A 19189-nucleotide genomic window follows, 5' to 3' on the forward strand; every position below is an offset into this window, starting at 1 on the left:
TTTGAAGCCATGACTCCAAGCCCCAAACCTGTCATGCCCCGCGCCCCGGGCATCTCGCAGGAGATCGAGGATGCTGCCTGGTTTGTGCTCGGACCGGGGCTACAGGGCAAGCAGTCCGCCCTGGACGGCAAGACCCCGACATGGACGTCGGAGGCGGCCGCGGAGCTGCTGGAACGCCTCGAGAAGGGGGTCCCGGATGCCAAGGCCCCCATGATGACCAACCTCCGGCAGAACCTTGAAGAGGCCTCCCGGGAAGCCAAGCAGCTTGCCGTTGAGCTGCTCTTCCTGCAGTCACTGCCGCTGGCCCACGAGGTCAAGTCGCTGAAGGTTAAGCGCGCCCGCGTCGCTGAGGCCGCGTCCTGGCTGGAGCCTCCGCTGGAGCTGCCCGAGGAACTCTACAAAGGCATGACGGACCACGGCGTGATCCGGGACCGCACGGCAGAGTTCAACTGGACCATCTGGGACCACCTCAAGTGGCTGTGCCGCTTTGTCCAGCACGTGGACCAGCAATCACCTTCCACCATCGCCAAGGCGCTGAAGGATCCGCAGAAGTTCCACCAGCTTGCCGCGGGCACCCCGGGGGACCAGCCTGCCATCCGGCGCAGCATTGAGTACCTCGCCTGGCCCAGCTTTTTTGAGCCGGTGGTGGCCGACGTCGAACGCCAGGAGATCCGGGATGCTTTCGCCTCCCTGGTGGGCGGGGCCAAGGGTGACACCGACGAAGACGTCACCGCGGACATCCACCGCATCCGCCTGCATCTTGACGAGCAGGCCGGGCAGCGGATCGACTGGTACGCCCGGCAGCTGGTCAGCCAGTGGCGCAAGGTGGGGGATCCCGGCCGCCGTGCGTGGCTGCTCCGTACCCATAGCGACAACACCGAACTCCTCGCGGCGTGGCAGGCGGAGGAGAAGGTAACGCTCGACGTCGAACATCTTCGCCTCCTGGACCCGGGCGTGACTGCGGGGCTGGTCCAGCATGCCGTGGATGAGGACTACAAGCATCTGGGCTACGTGGAGCGGGAGGACACCAAAACGGCCGTCTTCGCCTTCCTCACGGTGATGAAGCCCGGGGACCTTGTCCTGTGCCAGCACGCCGGTGCCGTGCGGCTCGGCGTGGTGCTGGGCGAGCCCGAGCACAATGAGGACAACCGCCAAATGCGCCGCAAGGTCCGCTGGTTTGAGGACGCCCACACCACCGCAGACCTGCCGCGGCACGTTCAGCGGCAGCTGGCCACGCCGGGAATCATCGTTGACGTCACCAAAGTGGTGCAGGCACTTCAGTCGCTCGTTCCAGCCGAGGCGGAACCGGACGACGACGACCCCGCCACAGCCGCCGTCGAAGTGGTCCCCGTGCAGGAGGGCTTCCGCCCGCTGAGCCGCGATTTCGCGGATTCGCTCCACATGGACCTGGAACCGCTGCAGGAAATCGCCGAGCTGCTGGAGGAAAACCGCCAGCTTGTCCTGTACGGTCCGCCCGGGACCGGCAAGACCTACCTCGCCAAGCACCTCGCCGCGGAACTTGCCGATGACAGCACGGACGAACGGGTGAAGCTTGTCCAGTTCCACCCGTCGTATGCGTACGAGGACTTTTTCGAAGGCTACCGGCCGGACAAGACGGACGAAGGCCAGGTGTCCTTCAAGCTCGTGGCGGGTCCGCTGCGCCGGTTGGCCGAGGAAGCTGCCAAGCCCGGGAATGAAAGCAAGCCCTACTTCCTGATCATCGACGAGATGAACCGTGCCAACCTGGCCAAGGTGTTTGGCGAGCTGTACTTCCTGCTCGAATACCGCGATGACCGGATCTACCTGCAGTACAGCCCCAACGAGCCGTTCACGCTGCCGGACAACCTGTACATTATCGGGACCATGAACACGGCGGACCGCTCCATCGCCATGATGGATGCCGCGATCCGCCGCCGCTTTGCGTTCATCGAGCTGCATCCCCAGACGGAACCGGTGAAGGGTTCGCTGCTGCGGTTCCTGCAAGCCAGGGAACTGGACACCACGCCGGCGCTGTTGCTGGATGCGCTGAACGCCGCCATCGATGAGTGGGACCGGGACCTGATGATCGGCCCGTCCTACTTCATGAAGCCCGCCGCGCAGACACCGGCCGGGCTGCGCCGGATCTGGAAATACGAGCTGATGCCTTTGCTGGAGGAGCATTACCACGGCCAGCTGAACCGGGCGCAGCTTGAGGAGCGGTTCGGCCTGGACCAGCTGCTGGGACGCCTTGCTGACAGATAAGCCGCTCACAGATAGGCCGCTGACAGATAAGCCGTTGCCAGCCAAGCTGCCTGCCGATAAGCCGCTGCCAGGCAAGCGGCTGCCGGCCAAGCCCGCCCATGACCCGGTGCACGGCGGCGCAGGGCTGGCAGTCGCAGCGCGGGCAGCGGCGGCCAGTGCGGCGGCGCGGGGCACAGGCCAAGCGGCCCGGCACCTGGTGCTGGATGAGCTGTCCGGTGGGATCGTTGAGCGGCTGGACGCCGCCAGTGCCGCCGTCCTTAATTCGAGCGGCCTGGCAAAGGCCTCGCCGATGGGAATGGGCCTGTACCGGATCGAGCCCGTCGGAAAAGTGGGTTCAGTCCGAACCTCAACCGTGCAGCTGGATGTGCGCCCCAAGGACCGGCTGGGCCTGAGCCGGCTGCTGTTCCTGCTCAGTTTCACCGGCGAGCAGGGCTTCCGGCCCGATTCCGTGGCCGCCGGCGAGGACCGGGAACTCTGGAGCGCGCTGGCCGAATCCCTGGCCCAGCTGGCGGAGCGTGCCCTGGGCCGCGGGGTGCTGCAGGGCTACCTCACCGTGGACGAATCGCTGCGAACGGTCAAGGGCCGTATCCGGATTTCGGACCAGATTTCCCGCCGCCCCGGCATGCTGGTGCCGCTGGAAGTCTCGTACGACGAGTTCACCGAGGACATCGCGGAAAACCGGATCCTGCGGGCCGCGCTCGAGCGGATGGGCAAGGTCCCGCGGGTCAGGCCTGAGGTCCTGAGCCGCCTCCGGCAACTCAAGGGAAAGCTCGACGCCGTCACGCGCCTCCCGGCCGGAGCTCCGCTGCCGCCGTGGACCCCGAGCCGGATGAACGTCCGCTATCACGCAGTCCTGCGCCTGGCTGAACTGATCCTGCGCAACGCCTCCGCCGAGGCCGGCGAAGGCAAACAGCAGACCGCGGCGTTTGTGGTGGACATGGAGCAGGTGTTCGAGGACTTCGTGGGGACCGCGCTCCGCGAAGCCATGGCCGCGTACCCGGGGGAAATGCGCCTGCAGTACAACGCGTTGCTGAGCGAGGCCGTCCGGGACTCAGACCGGCTCTCCGTGCGGCCGGACGCCGTGCACATGCTGGGCGGCCGCCCGGTGGTGGTTTATGACGCCAAGTACAAGGCAGCTTCCGACCTGGGGGCGTCCCTGAGCGCGGACCACTACCAGATGCTCGCATACTGCACCGCCCTGAGGGTGCCCACCGCCTGGCTGGTTTACGCCGGTGCGGGCGAGGTTAAACTGCGGCGCATCCTGAACACGGACATCGACGTCGTCGAGTTTCCGCTGGACCTGTCGCGTCCGCCGTCGGAAATCCTCGCTGCCATCAGCGAAGTGGCGCGGCAGTCGTGGGGCGAAGTGGTCCGGACTGCCCGCACAGGCGTATAGCCCCGCCCGCCCTACACCGGCACGCGGAACGTAAAGGTGGTGCCCTGGCCCAGCTTGCTTTCCACATCGATGCTCCCGCCGTGGGCCTCCACGATCGCCTTGCTGATGGGCAACCCCAGGCCCACACCGGGAATTGCCGTGCGGCGGACGTTGGATGTCCGGAAGAACTTGGTGAAGATCTCCGCCTGGTCTGCAGGGATCATTCCCATGCCGGTATCGCTGACCTGGCACTTGAGGAAACCGTCCTCCTGCATCAGGGAAACCGTCACGTTGCCGCCGTCGGGTGAGTATTTGATGGCGTTGGACACAAGATTGTCCAGCACCTGGGAAATGCGGGGTCCGTCAACGCGGGCATCCAACCGCGCGGGGACGTCCGTCTCCAAAACCACCCCCGACGCGTCGGCCCGGGGCTGGGCGGCCGATATGCTGGCACGCACCAGGTCAGCAACGTCAACGGCATCCGGCTTCACGAGCAGCTGGCCGTTCCTGCTGGCGAGAAGGTCCGAAACCAAGGTGAGCAGTCGCTCCGAGTTCCGCTGGACTATCTCCAGGGGCTGCCGCTGCTCCTCGTCTGGCCCGTCGGCGAGCATGAGTTCCACGTAGCCAAGGATTGAGGTCAGGGGCGTCCTGAATTCGTGCGACACACTGGAGATGAAGTCGTCCTTGGCCGCCAGGGCATCCACCAGGTCAGTCACATCGCTGAAGACAATCACGGACCCTGAGAACTTCCCGTCAGGATCCTTCATGGCGCGGGCGGACGTGCTGATGGCGCGCTGTTCCGTCCCGGCGCCCAGCCAGACCAGCCTGTCAGTGAAAGTCTGGCCGAGCACGGCCCGGCGCACCGGACGGTCCTCGACCGGGACCAGGGTGGTGCGGTCCGCTGCGAAGACCAGCAGCTGCGACTCGTTCGGATCCTCGATGTCCGGAGGTGTGGCCAGCGTATGGTTGGCCCGCTGTTTCCGGTTCATCAGGATGTCATGGCCGTCGGCGTCCACGGCGAGGACGCCCGTGTGCACCGTGTCCAGAATGGTGTTCAGGAGTGCCTCTTGCTGCATGGATTTTTCGAGGCCGGCCTGAAGCTGGAGGTCCTTCTCCTCCAGGGTCCGCTGCTGGCGCATCATGCTCTGCGTCAGGACACTGACGGATATTCCAATGCCCAGCAGCATCAGTGGAATGAGCATGGCGCGGGCAAGGCTCGGTCCGGACACGTCCCCGCGAACGAAAAGGGGAACCCAGATGATGGCAAGCGGCCCCACGAAGGACAGCCAGCGGGAAGTGCGCGGGTAATAGCCGGAGGCGCAGAGCCAGATCACCGGGAACGCGGCGAGCAGGCTGAGGCCGGTGAGGCTGTCCTGGCCGCCCTCGCGCCCCAACCCGATCGAGACGAAGTCCAGCAGCGGAATCACCAGGAAGCTCGTAAACGGCAGCCTGTCCCAGGGAACCAGGAAACACAGCGGCATGATCACGAGCTGGGAGGCGAGGAAGGCCACGAACAGCGGACTGTCGAAGGCGCCGGGGAAAAAGGCCAGAACCAGGAACGCCGTAAAGAGGGTGGTGACCGACAGCGGTGTCTGGCTCAGGACCACCCTGCCGGTCAGGGAGTTTTCGTGGAAGGGCCGTCCGAAAAACCCCAGCCAGCCCAAGCCACGCGGGCCCGCGGAATCACGCATGGATTTGGAGCCGGGATGGGACGATAGACAGACGCATACCAGCAGGATATCGGGCACGGGCTATACTTCTGACGTTGTCAAGCTGGCTGAGGGGGCTGGGATGAGTGAAGCACGAGTGGGGCTGGTCATCGAGGATGACCAGGATATCCGCGAACTTGTACGCACGGTCCTGACCCAGGCAGGTTTCGAGGTGACGGTGTCCAGCAGCGGCCACGAAGGTGTCCTGGCTGCAAAGACGTTGAATCCGGACGTCATCACGCTTGACCTGGGGCTGCCGGATATCGACGGCTTTGAGGTCTCCCGCCAGATCCGCGAGTTCTCAGATGCCTACATCGTGATGCTCACGGCGCGGGCGGATGAACTGGACACGCTGATCGGCCTGGAGTCCGGAGCTGATGACTACCTCACCAAGCCTTTCAGGCCGCGGGAGCTGCGGGCCCGGATCGCTGCCATGATGCGCCGGCCCCGGTCGCTGCCTGATCCGGCCGAAAGTCCCGGCGCGGAGCAGCCCGTTGACGCCGAAACCGGCACCGGCGACGGAACTTACAGCCACAACGGCCTGGACCTGAGCTACGCCTCGAGGTCCGTCAGCGTGGATGGGGAGGAACTGAACCTGACGCGTACGGAGTTCGAGCTCCTCTACGCCCTGCTCGAGGCGGGGCGGACGGTCCGGACCAAATCGGACCTGGTGCGCCGGCTCCGGGACGAAGATTACGACGTCGGCAGTTACATCAGCGAGGCAGACGAGCGTTCCGTCGAAGTCCACATGGGAAACCTGCGGAAGAAGCTGGGCGATTCACCGCAGCGTCCCCGGTGGCTGCAGACGGTCCGCGGCGTCGGCTACCGCCTGGCACCGGTGGAACGCTGAGCCTGCAGCCGGTGGACCGTTTGGCGGCTGCAATAGCTGATCGGCTTCAAGTACTCCGCGGCCAGGCGGGGCAGCGCCACTGAGGGGTCCACGCCGCGGGACTCTTCGCGGATGCAACGTTCCAGGGTTATGGCCAAACCCGCCAGCCGTTCGGCACCCACCATCTGGCTGGACGTCTTGAGGCTGAGGATCGCGTCCACGGATCCGTCCAGATCCCCCGTGGTCAACGCCAGCCGCAGCCGGTCGATCCTGACCGGCAGGTAACCGATGAAATTGCCCACAAAGACGGCGCTGTAGCCCTCGTCCCCGTCCAACTCAACGCGGAGGCGGTCAAGGACAGACTGGTCCACAAGCGGCCGCCCGGCGTCATCGGAGGGAGCCATTGCTGTCCTTTCCGCAGGGGGTTGCCACCCGGGAAAGGGGGCGTCGCCGTTGGGCATTTCGTCCGCTTTCAGACTAAGACTGTTCCGTATCCCGGGCAGCGCCTCAGCCAACGAATGTGGCTTTTCTGAGGAGACTGCGGGTTTTCCTTCAGGGGCTCAATCCTCCCCGCCGCCCATCAATACCCGAGGCAGCAAACGGTCAAGATTGACTCAAGTTACTTTGGCCGGCTGCGGCAGTTCAGCGGCGGCCACAGCCGGAGAGCCGAGGAAGCGCACCAGCTGGGCCTCCAGGGACGATCCGTGTTTCAACTCGCACTCCCATACGGTGAGCACTTCCCAGCCTGCCTCTTCGAGTTCTAGGCGCTGCTGGGCGTCACGGTGCATGGTGCGGGTGCGCTTGGCCTCCCAAAAGGCGGCGTTGGCTTTCGGGGCGTGCTGGCCCACCCGGCAGTCATGGAAGTGCCAGAAGCAGCCGTTGACGAAGATGACTTTTCGCCGCCCTGCGAAGACAAGGTCAGGACGGCCTGGCAGCCGCGCCTGGCCGGCTTTTCCGTGCAGGCGGTAGCGGTAGCCCTTGGCATGGAGGAGGCGGCGCACCAGCAGTTCAGGCTTGGTGTTCTTGCCCCGGATCCGGGACATGTTCCAGCTGCGCTGCTCGGGGGTCAGCCTGTCTGCCATGCTTCCAGTCTAGGAGCCGCCCAACCTTGGAGCTCCTAGATCTCGCGTTCGGGCTGCTCGCCAAACTCAAAGTGGCGGCCGCTGACGGACCGCGGCTCGATCTCCACGTAAAAGTCCTTCAGCGTAGGTACCCAGGTCTTGAGGCCAAGCGCCTCCACCTCGGCCAGTTCCGCTGAGTTGCTCAGGACCCGGGCCGTGCCGCGGACCACCACCGACCATGCCTCGTCCTCGAGGATGCCGTCAGTCTCCAGGAGCACTGTGGAATTGATGGTCAGCTGGGCGAGTTTGTTTCCCGGTGCCGTGCGCAGGTAAAGCTTTCGACCCGAGGCAAGGTAATTGACGGGAAAAATATCGGGTTCGCCTGCGACCGAAACCACCAGGCGGCCATGCTTGGTAGCTTCGAGGAGTTGCCAGGACTGCGCGTCGTCGAGTTCGAGGACAGGGTTTCCATCTGGGTGGGAGAACATCATGGGGCCATTCTTCTACGATCGGTAGAAGATTACTAGCCCCCAAGTGAAGCGGACATTCCACAACGGCGCCCGTGGCTGGTTGGTTGGCGGCGAAGCCATGATCCGCGTCTCACCCGGAATAGTTGCAGGCGCCGGTCAGTTGGGCCAAGCAGTACCAATTCATATTCGAAAGGAACCGCGCATGCTGTTTTCCCCGTTGACCCTCGGCGAGCTTGAACTGCCCAATCGTCTCGTGATGGCCCCCCTGACCCGCATCCGTACCGGCGAAGAAGGTGTTCCGGGCCCGCTGGTGGTGGAGCACTACCGCCAGCGTGCATCCCTGGGACTCATCGTCAGCGAGGGCATCTACCCGAGCTCCGCCGGCCGTTCCTACCCAGGCCAGCCGGGACTCGTCAATGCCGAGCAGATCGCCGGCTGGAAAAAGGTCACCGACGCCGTTCACGCGGAGGGCGGCCGGATGTTTGCGCAGGTCATGCACGGTGGCCGGGTGTCACACGAGGACATCACGGGCGGCCGGACCATCGTGGGCCCGAGTGCCGTGGCCATCGACGGGGAAGTCCGGACGCCGTCCGGCAAGCAGCCATACCCCGTGCCGCACGCGCTGACCACCGACGAACTGTCCGTGGTGATGCAGGAAATCGTCACCGGCGCCGTCAACGCGATTGAAGCCGGGTTCGACGGCGTGGAACTGCACTCGGCCAACGGTTACCTCCTGCACGAGTTCCTGGCCCCGAATTCCAACGTCCGCTCCGACAGCTACGGCGGTTCGCCCGAGAACCGCGCACGCTTCGTGATCGAGACCGTCAACGCCGTGGTGGCTGCCCTTGGTTCAAACCGCGTCGGCATCCGCATCTCGCCTGAGCACAATGTCCAGGGCATCGCAGAAACGGACGCAGCCGATGTCCGCGCCACCTACGAGGTCCTGGTGGACAGCATCGCTTCGCTGAATCTGGCCTACCTGAGCATCCTGCACCACGAACCGGCCGGAGAACTGGTCCAGGGTCTCCGTGAGCGCTTCGACGGCCCCTTCCTGGTGAACACCGGCTTCGGCGTTGTCACCACCCGCGAGGAGGCCCTGGCTCTGGTAGCCGACGGCCACGCGGACGCTGTTGTGGTGGGGCGTCCTGCTCTGGCCAATCCTGATCTGGCCCGGCGCTGGAAGGAAAGCCTCCCGCTGAACGATTTCGACCCGGCCACGTTCTACACAGAGGGTGCCAAGGGCTACACCGACTACCCCGCATACCCGGGCTAACCGAGCAAACTGCGGCGGCTGTCCAGACTGCTACAGACGGCGACCTGCAACAGACGGCGACGGCGGCACCCGGGCTTGGGTGCCGCCGTCGTCGGCTGCTCGGTGTGCTGTTCCGGGCAGCGCGTGCCAATGAGCCATCCGACGGCTTTTTGGCTGAGCTATAAGTTGGCCCGCCCAGGTTCGCATAAAACCGGGCGGTGATGACAGGATACTCCAGCGAATGGAGTATCGCTAGGGGGATTTTTAGAGGAATGCCTCCCGGCCGGTGCCTTCGCGCATGACCAGTTTGCCGTCCTGGATGGAGACGAGCAGGCTTTTGGGCTTTCCGCTGACTTTGAGGATGCCCTTGAGTCCCCGGTTGGTCACTTCCACGCCAACCTGTGCGCCTTTCGCGGGCAACTCGACTGTGGTTTCGAACGCTTCGCCAAGCAGGGCGTTGGTGGACACCCCGACGTCGCGGCGGACCTCCTTGCCGTTGACCAATACGGTGATGTTGGCCTCGTCGAATCCTTCCTGAAAGACGATGAGCAGTTCCCGCATGGTGGCCTCTTCCTCGAAAATAATTACCGATGACGGCAACTCAACTACAGCACTTCACAGCCCGTAGTGGAATACCCGTTTGCGCGGCCTGCGCCGGGTAGCAGCCAGCAGGGCTGGCCCATACGAGCGGCAGCAGACCGGGCAGGACCGGGCACCAGATCGGGCAGCAGACCCGACAGTGCACAGGCCGCCGGCCAGGCCACTGGTGGAGACGGGTGGGGCAGTAGGGCAAAATGTTCTGGTGACCCAACTCCCGCAGCGCCCCTCCGCTCCCGCCTCTGTCAAGGCCGGCCCGCAGCCGCCGGACGACGCAATTTACGTTCAGATTGCCGCTGAGCTCGGCGTTAAGGCCTGGCAGGTGAAGGCTGCAGTGGAGCTGCTCGACGGCGGATCCACCGTCCCGTTTATCGCCCGGTACCGCAAGGAAGCCACGGGGACGCTGGATGACACGCAGCTCCGTGAGCTCGACGAACGCCTGCGCTACCTCCGCGAACTGGAGGACCGCCGTCGTACCGTCCTCGAGGCGATTGCCGCCCAGGGCCAGCTGACCAACGAACTCCAGACGGCGATCCTCGCCGCCGACACCAAGTCGCGGCTGGAGGACATCTACCTTCCGTTCAAGTCCAAGCGGCGCACCAAGGCCCAGATCGCCCGCGAGGCCGGGCTGGAACCGCTTGCCGAGGCGCTGCTGAAGCGGCCGGACCTGGACCCGGAACGTGAGGCAGCCAAGTACCTCAATGCTGAGCATTCCGTGGACGATGCCGCCGCGGCGCTGGCCGGCGCCCGCTCCATTCTGGTGGAACGCGTTGCGCAGGACCCTGACCTTGCCGCCACCCTGCGCGAGCGGCTCTGGACCCAGGGCCGGATGGTGGCGAAGGTGAAGAAGGGGAAGGAATCCGAGGGGCAGAAGTTCGCCGACTACTTTGACTTCGCCCAGGCGCCCTCGGGGATGCCCTCGCACCGCGTCCTTGCGCTGCTGCGCGGCGAGAAGGACGGCGTGCTGGAGTTGGATCTCGCCGAAGCGGACCCGAAGAACGACGACGCCCTCACCGCCGCGCGTGCCCGCTACGAGGCAGCGGTGGCCAGGTGCCTCGGGGTCGCAGACCGCGGACGTCCGGCCGATGCCTGGCTGCTGCAAACCGCGCAGGTTGCCTGGCGCTCGCGGGTGCTGGCGCGGCTGACCGCAGACCTTCGCAGCCGGATGTTCGCCGCTGCCGAGGATGAGGCCGTCAGGGTGTTCGCCGCGAACCTGCGCGACGTCCTGCTTGCAGCGCCTGCCGGCAACCGCGCCACCCTGGGACTGGATCCCGGGCTTCGGACCGGTGTGAAGGTAGCCGTGGTGGACGGAACCGGCAAAGTGGTGGCGACCGACACGATCTACCCGCACGCTCCCGCCCGGAAGTGGGACGAAGCCCTGGCCACGCTGGTCCGTCTGGCCCAAAAGCACCACGTCGAACTGGTGGCGATCGGCAACGGCACGGCGTCCCGCGAGACGGACAAGCTCGCCGCTGAGCTCATCAAGCTGCTGCCCGCTGCTGAACAAAAGCCACAGAAGCTCGTGGTCTCAGAGGCCGGGGCGTCGGTGTATTCGGCATCGGCGTTGGCTGCCGCCGAGCTGCCCGGGATGGATGTGTCCCTGCGCGGAGCCGTGTCCATCGCGCGGCGGCTGCAGGATCCGCTGGCGGAACTGGTGAAGATCGATCCCAAATCCATCGGAGTGGGGCAGTATCAGCACGACGTCACCGCGGCGAAGCTGGACCGCAGCCTGGACGCGGTGGTGGAGGACTGCGTGAATGCGGTGGGGGTCGACGTGAACACGGCATCACCCGCGCTGCTGAGCCGGGTGGCCGGCGTCGGGCCGCTGCTGAGTGAAAACATTGTGGCGTACCGGAACGAACATGGTCCGTTCGCCAAGCGCAGCGAACTCAAGAAAGTGCCGCGGCTCGGCGCCAAAGCCTTCGAGCAATGCGCGGGATTCCTGCGGATCGCCGGGGGAGCCGAACCACTGGACGCCTCGAGCGTCCACCCGGAGGCCTACACGGTGGCACGCAAGATCCTGGTGGCTGCGGGCTCTGCGCCGGCGTCGTCCCTGGATCCGCGGACCTTCGTGGACGGGACCTTTGGACTGCCCACCGTGCAGGACATCCTTGCCGAGCTGGACAAGCCCGGCCGTGATCCCCGCCCCGCCTTCGCCGCGGCAGCATTCGCCGAAGGCATCGAGAAGATTTCGGACCTCAGGCCGGGCATGGTCCTGGAGGGGACCGTAACCAACGTGGCTGCTTTCGGCGCTTTTGTTGACGTGGGCGTTCACCAGGACGGGCTGGTCCACGTTTCGGCGCTGGCGAACCGCTTTGTCTCGGACCCCCGCGAAGTGGTGAAATCCGGGCAGGTGGTCCGCGTAAAAGTGCTGGAAGCCGATCCGGAGCGGAAACGGATTTCCCTGACTCTGAGGCTCGACGACGAGCCGTCGCTTTCCGGGGGCGCGGGAACCCCGGGCGGCACGCGGTACTCCGGCACGCGGGACTCCGGCGGTCGTGACTCCGGCACGCGTGACTCCGGCACGCGTGACTCCGGCACGCGTGACTCCGGCACGCGGGACGCCGGCGGGCGTGGTGGAAGCGGTCCAGTCCGGGACAGCCAGGGTGGACGCGGCCAGAAAGCGGAACCGGGCAGGGGCTCGGCGGGCAAGCTTCCGGGCGGCCGGCCACCCGCGCCCAAACCTGCTCCCGTCAATACCGCCATGGCCGAGGCGCTTCGCAAGGCTGGCCTCGGCAAGTAGCTCCGTGGCTGCAGCCAGAAGCCCGAGGTTCTTGGCAGGAACTGTCTCTAGGCGAGCGAGAGGACGAACGCCAGGACAAACCCGGCGGCCGTGCTCAGGGCTACTGTGGGTCCGCCGTGCTCGAAGGCCTCCGGCATCAACGTGTCGGCCAACGAGGCGATGACTGCGCCGGCCGCGAAGGCCAAGGGCAGCGAGATCGCCGCAGGATCGGTGCCGGAAAGCGGCCCGGCGCCGACCACTACCGCAACGACAAGCAGCACCGCGCAGGCGCCCCACAGCCCGATGATGCTTCCGGCCGAGTGGCCTTGGGTCCGCATGGAGGCGGCCCCCACCAGCGCCTCCGGGAAGTTGGACACAAAGATGGCGGCCAGCAGCGCCAGGCCGCCGGTTCCTTCACCGAGGGAAACGCCTAAGGCGACGTTTTCGGGCACCCCGTCCAGCGTCACGGCAGCCAGGAGGGCAAGCCCGGCTGCACCGCGGGTCGACTCAGCGGTTGCGGGTTTGTCGGCAGCAGCTGCGTCTGTGTCGAGCTTCGCGCTGCCCTGGAACTCGTCCGCTGGCGTGGCTTTGGAACCGGGCTGGGCCCAACGGTCCAGCAGGGCGCTGAGGCCAGTGAACACGATGGCCCCCACCATCAGTCCAATGGCCGCCATGAGGATGCCTCCACGCTCGTAGGCGTCCTCGAATAACTCGAACGTCAGGGCAGTGATGAGGGCTCCGGCAGCGAATGCAAGGAGCATTGCAAGAAGGCGTTTGGGGAGTTCGAACCTGACACCGATGAAGGCACCCAGAATCAGTGCACTGGATGCTATGGCGCCGAAAACCAGCGACATCATCATCCGGACAGTATAGGAGCGGGAGGTGGCAGGAGGAACCTGTATTTGCAGGTCAGCGCTGGAAGCGACTTTCGGGGCAGGGGACTTTCTGCGAGGCTGGAACCATGACCTACTTCCTGGAATACACCATCCCTGCTGCTCCTGATGATGCAGAGTTTGAGTTTCCCCACGACGAGATCAACCCGGGAACCACGGTTCCGCTGTCGGAAACCGACGCCGAAATCATTCACACTCCCGAACTGCCGGCGCGGACCGCAATCGTCGGGGCCACTCCGGCCGAGGCCAAACTTGAAGCGGAACAGCTCATCACGCACAGCCGGGCAACTGAGGGAGAACTGTATTTCGACCCCTCCAACTCCCTCCAGGCCGGTGTCGGAACCCTTGTGGCCAAGTTTGTAGAGGGCAGCGGCTGGCGGGACGCATAAGCCTGCGGCAGGTCATCCACGGTTAAGACGTACACGGGGTGGATAAGCGAAGGAAGGCCTAAGCATCCAGAACCCTCGGCCTGCCGAACTGAGTCCGAACTCCTGGGGAGAAAAGGACCGATTCCGGGGGACCTGCCACCTTGATTCCGGCCGCGTGGACGAGTCCGTCGTCGAGCCGGGTCAATGCGGCCTGGTGAAGGGGCCATGCCGAATGCGTGTTGGGGACGTATAGCGTGCGGCCCCGGAATCTGGTGTGAAGGCCAAACCTCGCGGTGAGGTGGACGGCCAGCGGATCGGCGGCGACGCTTTCCAACTCAGGGACAGCGGCGAACCTGCTACGTGCTCCGCCCCGGAACCGGCGGACGGAGTACCCCATCGATTGGTCTGCCGTCGATGCAGCGTAGGCCGTACGGGACCAGACGTAAGGTATTCCTGCTGCCCTGGCTGCCAGGACTACCGCCAGCCGATTGGCGTCGAGGCTCAGGAACACCACGCCGCGTGTGCCGTCGGGTTCCCGGGAGTAGAGGCGGACGTTGACCTCGTTGAAATCCCCGAAGAATGGCACCGCTGGTCCGCGGCCGAGCCCTGCCTGGCGCATCCGAAAACCTATCAGGCCCACCCAGGACGAACCGTCGTAAACGTCGGGCACCACCCCGGGAGGCATGAAGGCGGCTGCGGTCGCCTCGGGCAGGCGCCAGTGCAGGAACAAGGCATCTGTCCAGCGCTGGTCCATGATGACGGGACCCGCCAGCGCCGGTGCCTCCGGCCACGGGTCGGAGCTATAGGACTGGGTATTCATGTGTACCTGTATTCATGTGTACCTCTGTCAGGAGATGCGGATGCGGGAGATTCGGTCGGTCCCAATCTGGATCCGGATCGGGTGGACGTGGCAGATCAGGATCCGGGCCGGGGTCGAGAGCCACGGGCTCGACGCCTCTATCAGGACCAACGTTCCGGTCTCGGTCGGCTTTCATCCAGCAGTGATCCCTTCGCTTGGCTTCCTTGCGCTTGGTTTCCTTAGCCCTGGGTTCTTTCGAACCAGCTCTGGATCGCTTTGGTTCCCCGGGTTGTCTCAGTTCGCGCCTGCGCTTATCGTCCCCGGGCTGTACCAGCGACTCCCGTTCGTTCGGGGGTCCCTGAAGGATCTGGCGGACAACTTCCGGTAGTTGTGGTGGTTCCCAGTCGGGTTGTTCACTGGCGTAGCGTCTGCCGGTGGGTGAGATCCAGCCTGGTGGTGCGTGTTGGGTGGCCGGGCCGGGGTTCCAGCCGCCGGTGTGCCGGAGCTTGTGGTGTTTTGGGCAGGGCTGGGCGAGGTTGGTGATGCCGGTGGTGCCGCCGTGTGCCCAGGCGAGGAGGTGGTCTGCTTCGTTGTCCAGGGATTGGTTGTGGCAGCCGGGGAACGGGCATTTCCCGTCCCGCATGCGCAGCCATTGGCGTTGGGCTTTGGTGACGGGGTAGCTGGTCTGTCCGATCTCCAGCGGTGCACCGTCCCTGGGGTCGATGAGGACGCGGTGGAAGGAGGTGGCGCCGTCCGCGATGAGCCTGCGTGCCATGGTGACCGGGATCGGCCCGAACCCGTCCAGCATCGCCGATTCATCCGTGGCGCCGAGCAGGGACATGATGGGCACGGTGACCAGGACCAGCGCCCGTGGTGACGGCACCCGCCCCGCGGCAGTTCCCTCCGCGTCCCCACAGAGGAGCAGGGTGGCGGCGATGTCGGCACGCCTCTGGGTCATGGTGCGGTCCTCGTCCGGGCCCTGCAAGGCGCGGGCGTCGGCGGTGGTCCGGTTCCAGATCCCGGCGGCCTGGTCGGCGGGCAGGTAGGCCGAGAGCCAGGCCATGCCGTCCCGGTCCGGGCGGTATTCCAGCCGACGGTCCGCAACACTTCTGGTGTGGCGTTTTTCGATGCTCACCGGGTGGTGGCGTTCGCGCCAGATCCTGGCCTTGTGCCGGAACCTGGAGGCAACGAGTTCCCCGGCCGGGCAGCCCCGGTTGGGGTTCTCCGCCTTGGGGTCCAGGAAGTGCGCCTCCAGAGCCTGAGCAGCAGAAGCCTCCAGGTTGATGGTCTCGTCCACCATGACCCGGGCGTGCTGCCAGGAGACCGAGCCGTCCGTCAGCGCGGACAGGGTCAGCGGCAACGCTGTGGTCAGGGCCTGGGATTCGGCCAGCAGGGCCCCGGCGGTCCGCTCGCTGACGGTCAGGGCACACGCGACCTCGGCCACGACGGCCATCTCCTGCGCCCGATCAGAGGTGTCGGGGGACGCCAAGGCCTGGGCCGTGCCGGCATACCCGGCTGCCGCGTGGACCGCCACGGCGGCGACCTGCGCATTGAGCCTGGCGGTCAGGGCCAGCGTGTCCAACCAGCCATCGGCTTCCCGGCGCAACGGATCATCAGCAGCGCACCCAGCCAGCCGGGCAGAGTCCGCGGGCCCGGTGAACCCGGTATGCCCGGCGACACCGGCCGAGTCCGTACCGCCCTTAACGACAGCGAGCAGCGCCGCGGCGGAGGCACAAACAGCCTCCGCCGCCTCAACCGCTGCCCTGTTTCCCATACCCACATCATCCCGCGGGGCACCGACAAAAACCGCGAAGCATCAGGCCTATGTGGACAACTCTGCGGCCCCGCGAATTGAGGCCTTATGCACCTGCCGGCGCCGGCTTCGCAGACTCTTTCTGCCACGGCCAGCGGCCGGTGATTTCCAGCTCGAGCGAGAAGCTCAGGAAGGTCCGGATCAGCACGATAATCGCCAGTACGCCCACACTCTCGAACGTGGGTGTCACCGCTACCGTGCGGATGATGTCGGCCGCCACCAGGAGCTCTAGGCCCAACAGGATGGACCTCCCCAGCAGCTGCCGGTATGCACGGTAAACCGAAAGCTTCTCAGACCCGGCGGGAAGCTTTCTTGGCTGGTAGCCGCGTAAGGCCATGGGAATCGACACAAGGGCGCCGATGACCATCACTGCCACCCCGGCGAAGTCCATGTATTTGCCCACGGCCTCAATGATGTGCTGGAAATCCACCGTGCTCCTCGTCTGCAGGGGTCAGTCGTTTGTCTGGCCCAAGCCTACGGGTGGCGGACTCCCGTGCCGGCCAGGACTTCCCGGTAGCCTTCACGGAACGAGGGGTAGGCGAACTCGAAGCCGGTCCCTCGGAGCAGCGCATTGCTGACCCTCTTGTTTCCGCCACGGGCCTCGCCGGCCGGACCAACCGGAGGTTCCGGATAACCCATCTCGGCTGCCAGGAAACGCAGAACTTCGCCCAGTTCGGCGGGATCGTTATCCACTCCGACGTAAACCGGTGCGGGGACGGAGTCCATGGTCGCCAGATGAACAATGGCAGCCGCGGCGTCGTCCCGGTGGATCCGGTTGGTGTAACGCGGTTCGTCGGGAATCACGGCGGTCCCGGTGCGGACCTGGTCGATAAGCCTGGTCCGTCCGGGGCCATAGATTCCGCCAAGCCGCAGCACAACCGGCACCGATCCGGTGCCGCGCAACCGCGCCAGCAAAAGGTCCTCCGCCTCACCGATGATGCGCCCGGAGAAACCGCCGGGTTCCGGCGTCGTACGTTCATCAACCCAGCCGCCGCCGGCATCTCCATAGACCGCTGTGGAGGACACAAACAGCACCCGGCGAGGCGTCACGCCGTCGCGCTCCAGGGCGTCAAGGACGTGCGCAAGCCCGCCCACATAGGCGGCCCGGTAGGCCGCTTCGGTGGGGGAGTCCGCCGCTACGGCGACGACGACGGCGGTGGTGTCCGCAGGGATGGCCGGAAGATCGGCGGAACTCAGGTCAGCCGCAACAGCTTCAATGCCGGCCGGCAGCTTTCCGGGTGAGCGGCGCCAGCCGACGACACGATGGCCGAGGGCGGCAAAGCGCAGGCCGGCTTCGGTGCCTAGATCACCGCAGCCGGCAAGAAGTACCGTCACGCGATCAGGGCGCCGGGACCGGGAAGAACACGCGGGGATCCTGCAGGAGTGCCGGGTAGTCGAACGCTGACCGGTCGATCACCTCGGTGACCGTGAAGTGGCGGCCGAAGCGGCCGTCGTCGAGCGTGATGGGCCTGCCCAACACCTGGCCCACAGCGAACTTTGCGCCATCCTCGAACATGACCGCCACTGCGGTCTTGCCCGGCAGGGTGGCGAAGGCGTTCTCCTGGGCCTGGCGCTTCCGCGTTGGCTTCTTCACCAACTGCTTCGGGGGAAGCTTGCGGGGCTGCTTGGACGGGCGGCGCGACCCATCGTCGACGTAGACCGGGGAGTAGCCGTCCGGATCGGCCACGGCGGGAGTTGCAGCGTGACCGCGGACAGGGGGAAGGGCCACCGTGTCCAGGGTCTGCGGGTCGACCTCTGCGTGCGGGTCGCGGAGGATCCAGAGGATGTCGTCCTCGGGTTCCGTGGGATAGAACTCGTGCTTGGGCTCGGGCCAGATGTAGTCCAGGTCCACGTCAGCGTCGGGAAACACTTCCTTGTAGAACTTCGGTTCCTTGTGGACCAGCTTGGCCCGGTGGCTCAGGTGGAAGTCCGGATTACCGAGCCATTCCGGCATGGGGATCTTGGCGGCGTAGTCCGGGTGCGCTGCCTGGGGCGCAAACTCGGTGATGTTGGCACGCGTGTTGTCGGCGTGGCCGCGGGCGGTCCATTCCTCCACCATCGCCAGGCCGTACATCGTCAGCGCCGGCACGTGGCCCATCCACATGCGGACGGCGGGGTGCGTCTGCCAGCCGTACTCGGGGATCACCAGCGCACGGAGGGTCTGCAGCGCTTCGACACGCTGTTTGCCAAGCCTGGCGGTGTCCAGTGCTGCGGCGCTCTGCCGGAAATCGGGGTACGGGAGGAAAGTTTGCATTCTTTCAGTCTGACGGCACTGGGCGGATGTGCCAATTGCAGTGCCGGCCGCCACACGAGAGGCGCTCGCCCCATCGCGCAAATGTTCACATACTGGACAGATGCATACAGCGGATAACGCTATCCACTAAGATCACCGAAACGTCCCACCGTCCCGGAAGCCCCCTCATGACAATTTCAGCTGATTTGACCCCCGGAAACACGAGTTCTTTTGTGCCCCGCTTCGGGCAGATGCTCAGTCCGGAAGCCAGGGGCATCCTGGTCCTTGATGAATTTACCCTTGATCCGGCGGCAGCGCGCAAGGAACAGCACGGCTTCCGGGCCGCGTTGGCGTCGGTGGCTTTGACCCTTCGCCGGATCGTGGCGCTGCGTGTGGTGATTGCCCTGGTGGCGATCGGGAACCTGCCCCTGTTTTTGCTGTCCAGCGGCTGGTGGATCTACGCAGTTTCCCTGACTCTGGTGGTGGCTGTCCACCTGGCCGTCTCCTGGCTAAACCGGCACGAGCCCAAGGTCCGCCAGCGCCAGATGCTCGAACTGCACCTGCACCGCGAGCGCAGCCCCAACTACCGCAAGGTCCGCGACGCCGTGAAGTACATGATCGACACCCCCAGCCGGATGAACGAGCACCTTTACCTCGAACTGCTGGCAGCCAAGCGCGTGGCACTGAACCTCGCCCACGGCACGGTGGCCCTCCTGGACACCAGCGACGACGCCGCTTGGAAGGTGCGCATCATCCGCGAAATCAAGGTTGCCGCCTAGCGCTGCGCACAACGACAAGCACAGCAACCAACGACAAACACAGCAACG

The 19189-nt window shown here is 65.6% G+C and carries 18 protein-coding genes; 7 read left to right on the plus strand and 11 right to left on the minus strand.

The features are described 5' to 3' along the window. The first annotated feature begins 9 nt into the window (after window positions 1–9). Both ABIA70_RS06320 and ABIA70_RS06325 read left to right on the plus strand, forming a co-directional pair. Window positions 10–2241, plus strand: coding sequence for an McrB family protein (locus tag ABIA70_RS06320; protein WP_354146741.1), 2232 nt, complete (start codon window positions 10–12; stop codon window positions 2239–2241). A 199-nt stretch (window positions 2242–2440) separates the two neighbouring features. Next, window positions 2441–3637 (plus strand): McrC family protein, encoded by a 1197-nt coding sequence (locus tag ABIA70_RS06325; RefSeq protein WP_354147325.1) that lies wholly within the window; start codon window positions 2441–2443, stop codon window positions 3635–3637. Window positions 3638–3648: 11 nt separating this feature from the next. On the opposite strand, the gene ABIA70_RS06330 is transcribed toward ABIA70_RS06325, so the two are convergent. Further along, complete coding sequence (locus ABIA70_RS06330; RefSeq protein ID WP_354146742.1) at window positions 3649–5307, minus strand: sensor histidine kinase; 1659 nt, start codon at window positions 5305–5307, stop codon at window positions 3649–3651. Window positions 5308–5407: 100 nt separating this feature from the next. Here ABIA70_RS06330 and ABIA70_RS06335 point away from each other — a divergent pair, with 100 nt between their 5' ends. Next, entirely contained in the window at window positions 5408–6175 is a 768-nt protein-coding gene (locus ABIA70_RS06335; protein ID WP_354146743.1) for a response regulator transcription factor, read from the plus strand. Here ABIA70_RS06335 and ABIA70_RS06340 read toward each other — a convergent pair. The 3 genes from ABIA70_RS06340 to ABIA70_RS06350 all read right to left on the minus strand — a co-directional run bounded on the left by ABIA70_RS06340 (window position 6148) and on the right by ABIA70_RS06350 (window position 7706). Beyond that, window positions 6148–6558, minus strand: coding sequence for an Hpt domain-containing protein (locus ABIA70_RS06340; RefSeq protein ID WP_354146744.1), 411 nt, complete (start codon window positions 6556–6558; stop codon window positions 6148–6150). The two genes, ABIA70_RS06335 and ABIA70_RS06340, sit on opposite strands and share 28 nt — an antisense overlap. A 210-nt stretch (window positions 6559–6768) precedes the next feature. Then, window positions 6769–7236 (minus strand): very short patch repair endonuclease, encoded by a 468-nt coding sequence (locus tag ABIA70_RS06345; RefSeq protein WP_354146745.1) that lies wholly within the window; start codon window positions 7234–7236, stop codon window positions 6769–6771. A gap of 35 nt (window positions 7237–7271) precedes the next feature. Continuing rightward, window positions 7272–7706 carry a pyridoxamine 5'-phosphate oxidase family protein gene (locus ABIA70_RS06350; RefSeq protein ID WP_354146746.1) on the minus strand — a complete coding sequence of 145 codons (435 nt, stop codon included), beginning with the start codon at window positions 7704–7706 and terminating at the stop codon, window positions 7272–7274. 181 nt (window positions 7707–7887) lie between these two features. Here ABIA70_RS06350 and ABIA70_RS06355 point away from each other — a divergent pair, with 181 nt between their 5' ends. After that, a complete protein-coding gene (locus tag ABIA70_RS06355) occupies window positions 7888–8958 on the plus strand; it encodes an alkene reductase (protein ID WP_354146747.1) in 1071 nt (356 codons plus the stop codon). Window positions 8959–9201: 243 nt separating this feature from the next. On the opposite strand, the gene ABIA70_RS06360 is transcribed toward ABIA70_RS06355, so the two are convergent. After that, window positions 9202–9498, minus strand: coding sequence for a hypothetical protein (locus ABIA70_RS06360; protein WP_354146748.1), 297 nt, complete (start codon window positions 9496–9498; stop codon window positions 9202–9204). A 241-nt stretch (window positions 9499–9739) separates the two neighbouring features. Between ABIA70_RS06360 and ABIA70_RS06365 the strand changes: the two genes are divergently transcribed. After that, complete coding sequence (locus tag ABIA70_RS06365; protein WP_354146749.1) at window positions 9740–12277, plus strand: Tex-like N-terminal domain-containing protein; 2538 nt, start codon at window positions 9740–9742, stop codon at window positions 12275–12277. Window positions 12278–12324: 47 nt separating this feature from the next. Here the strand turns inward: ABIA70_RS06365 and ABIA70_RS06370 are convergent, their stop codons facing one another. Beyond that, complete coding sequence (locus ABIA70_RS06370; protein WP_354146750.1) at window positions 12325–13116, minus strand: ZIP family metal transporter; 792 nt, start codon at window positions 13114–13116, stop codon at window positions 12325–12327. A gap of 101 nt (window positions 13117–13217) precedes the next feature. On the opposite strand from ABIA70_RS06370, the gene ABIA70_RS06375 reads away from it, so the two are divergent. Then, window positions 13218–13538 (plus strand): hypothetical protein, encoded by a 321-nt coding sequence (locus ABIA70_RS06375; protein ID WP_354146751.1) that lies wholly within the window; start codon window positions 13218–13220, stop codon window positions 13536–13538. Between the two features lie 58 nt (window positions 13539–13596). Here ABIA70_RS06375 and ABIA70_RS06380 read toward each other — a convergent pair whose 3' ends face one another. The 5 genes from ABIA70_RS06380 to ABIA70_RS06400 all read right to left on the minus strand — a co-directional run bounded on the left by ABIA70_RS06380 (window position 13597) and on the right by ABIA70_RS06400 (window position 18383). After that, a complete protein-coding gene (locus ABIA70_RS06380) occupies window positions 13597–14337 on the minus strand; it encodes a YqjF family protein (protein ID WP_354146752.1) in 741 nt (246 codons plus the stop codon). Then, window positions 14318–16090 carry an HNH endonuclease signature motif containing protein gene (locus ABIA70_RS06385; RefSeq protein WP_354146753.1) on the minus strand — a complete coding sequence of 591 codons (1773 nt, stop codon included), beginning with the start codon at window positions 16088–16090 and terminating at the stop codon, window positions 14318–14320. The genes ABIA70_RS06380 and ABIA70_RS06385 overlap by 20 nt, the downstream gene beginning before the upstream one ends. An 85-nt stretch (window positions 16091–16175) precedes the next feature. After that, window positions 16176–16559 (minus strand): DUF1622 domain-containing protein, encoded by a 384-nt coding sequence (locus ABIA70_RS06390; RefSeq protein WP_354146754.1) that lies wholly within the window; start codon window positions 16557–16559, stop codon window positions 16176–16178. Between the two features lie 44 nt (window positions 16560–16603). Then, window positions 16604–17464, minus strand: coding sequence for an SDR family oxidoreductase (locus ABIA70_RS06395; RefSeq protein WP_354146755.1), 861 nt, complete (start codon window positions 17462–17464; stop codon window positions 16604–16606). Window positions 17465–17468: 4 nt separating this feature from the next. After that, complete coding sequence (locus ABIA70_RS06400) at window positions 17469–18383, minus strand: MSMEG_6728 family protein (protein WP_354146756.1); 915 nt, start codon at window positions 18381–18383, stop codon at window positions 17469–17471. A gap of 167 nt (window positions 18384–18550) precedes the next feature. On the opposite strand from ABIA70_RS06400, the gene ABIA70_RS06405 reads away from it, so the two are divergent. Then, a complete protein-coding gene (locus ABIA70_RS06405; protein WP_354146757.1) occupies window positions 18551–19141 on the plus strand; it encodes a hypothetical protein in 591 nt (196 codons plus the stop codon). Window positions 19142–19189 lie beyond the last annotated feature (48 nt).

Origin of the sequence: Arthrobacter sp. 754 (assembly GCF_040548695.1) — a bacterium.
Taxonomy (GTDB): domain Bacteria; phylum Actinomycetota; class Actinomycetes; order Actinomycetales; family Micrococcaceae; genus Arthrobacter.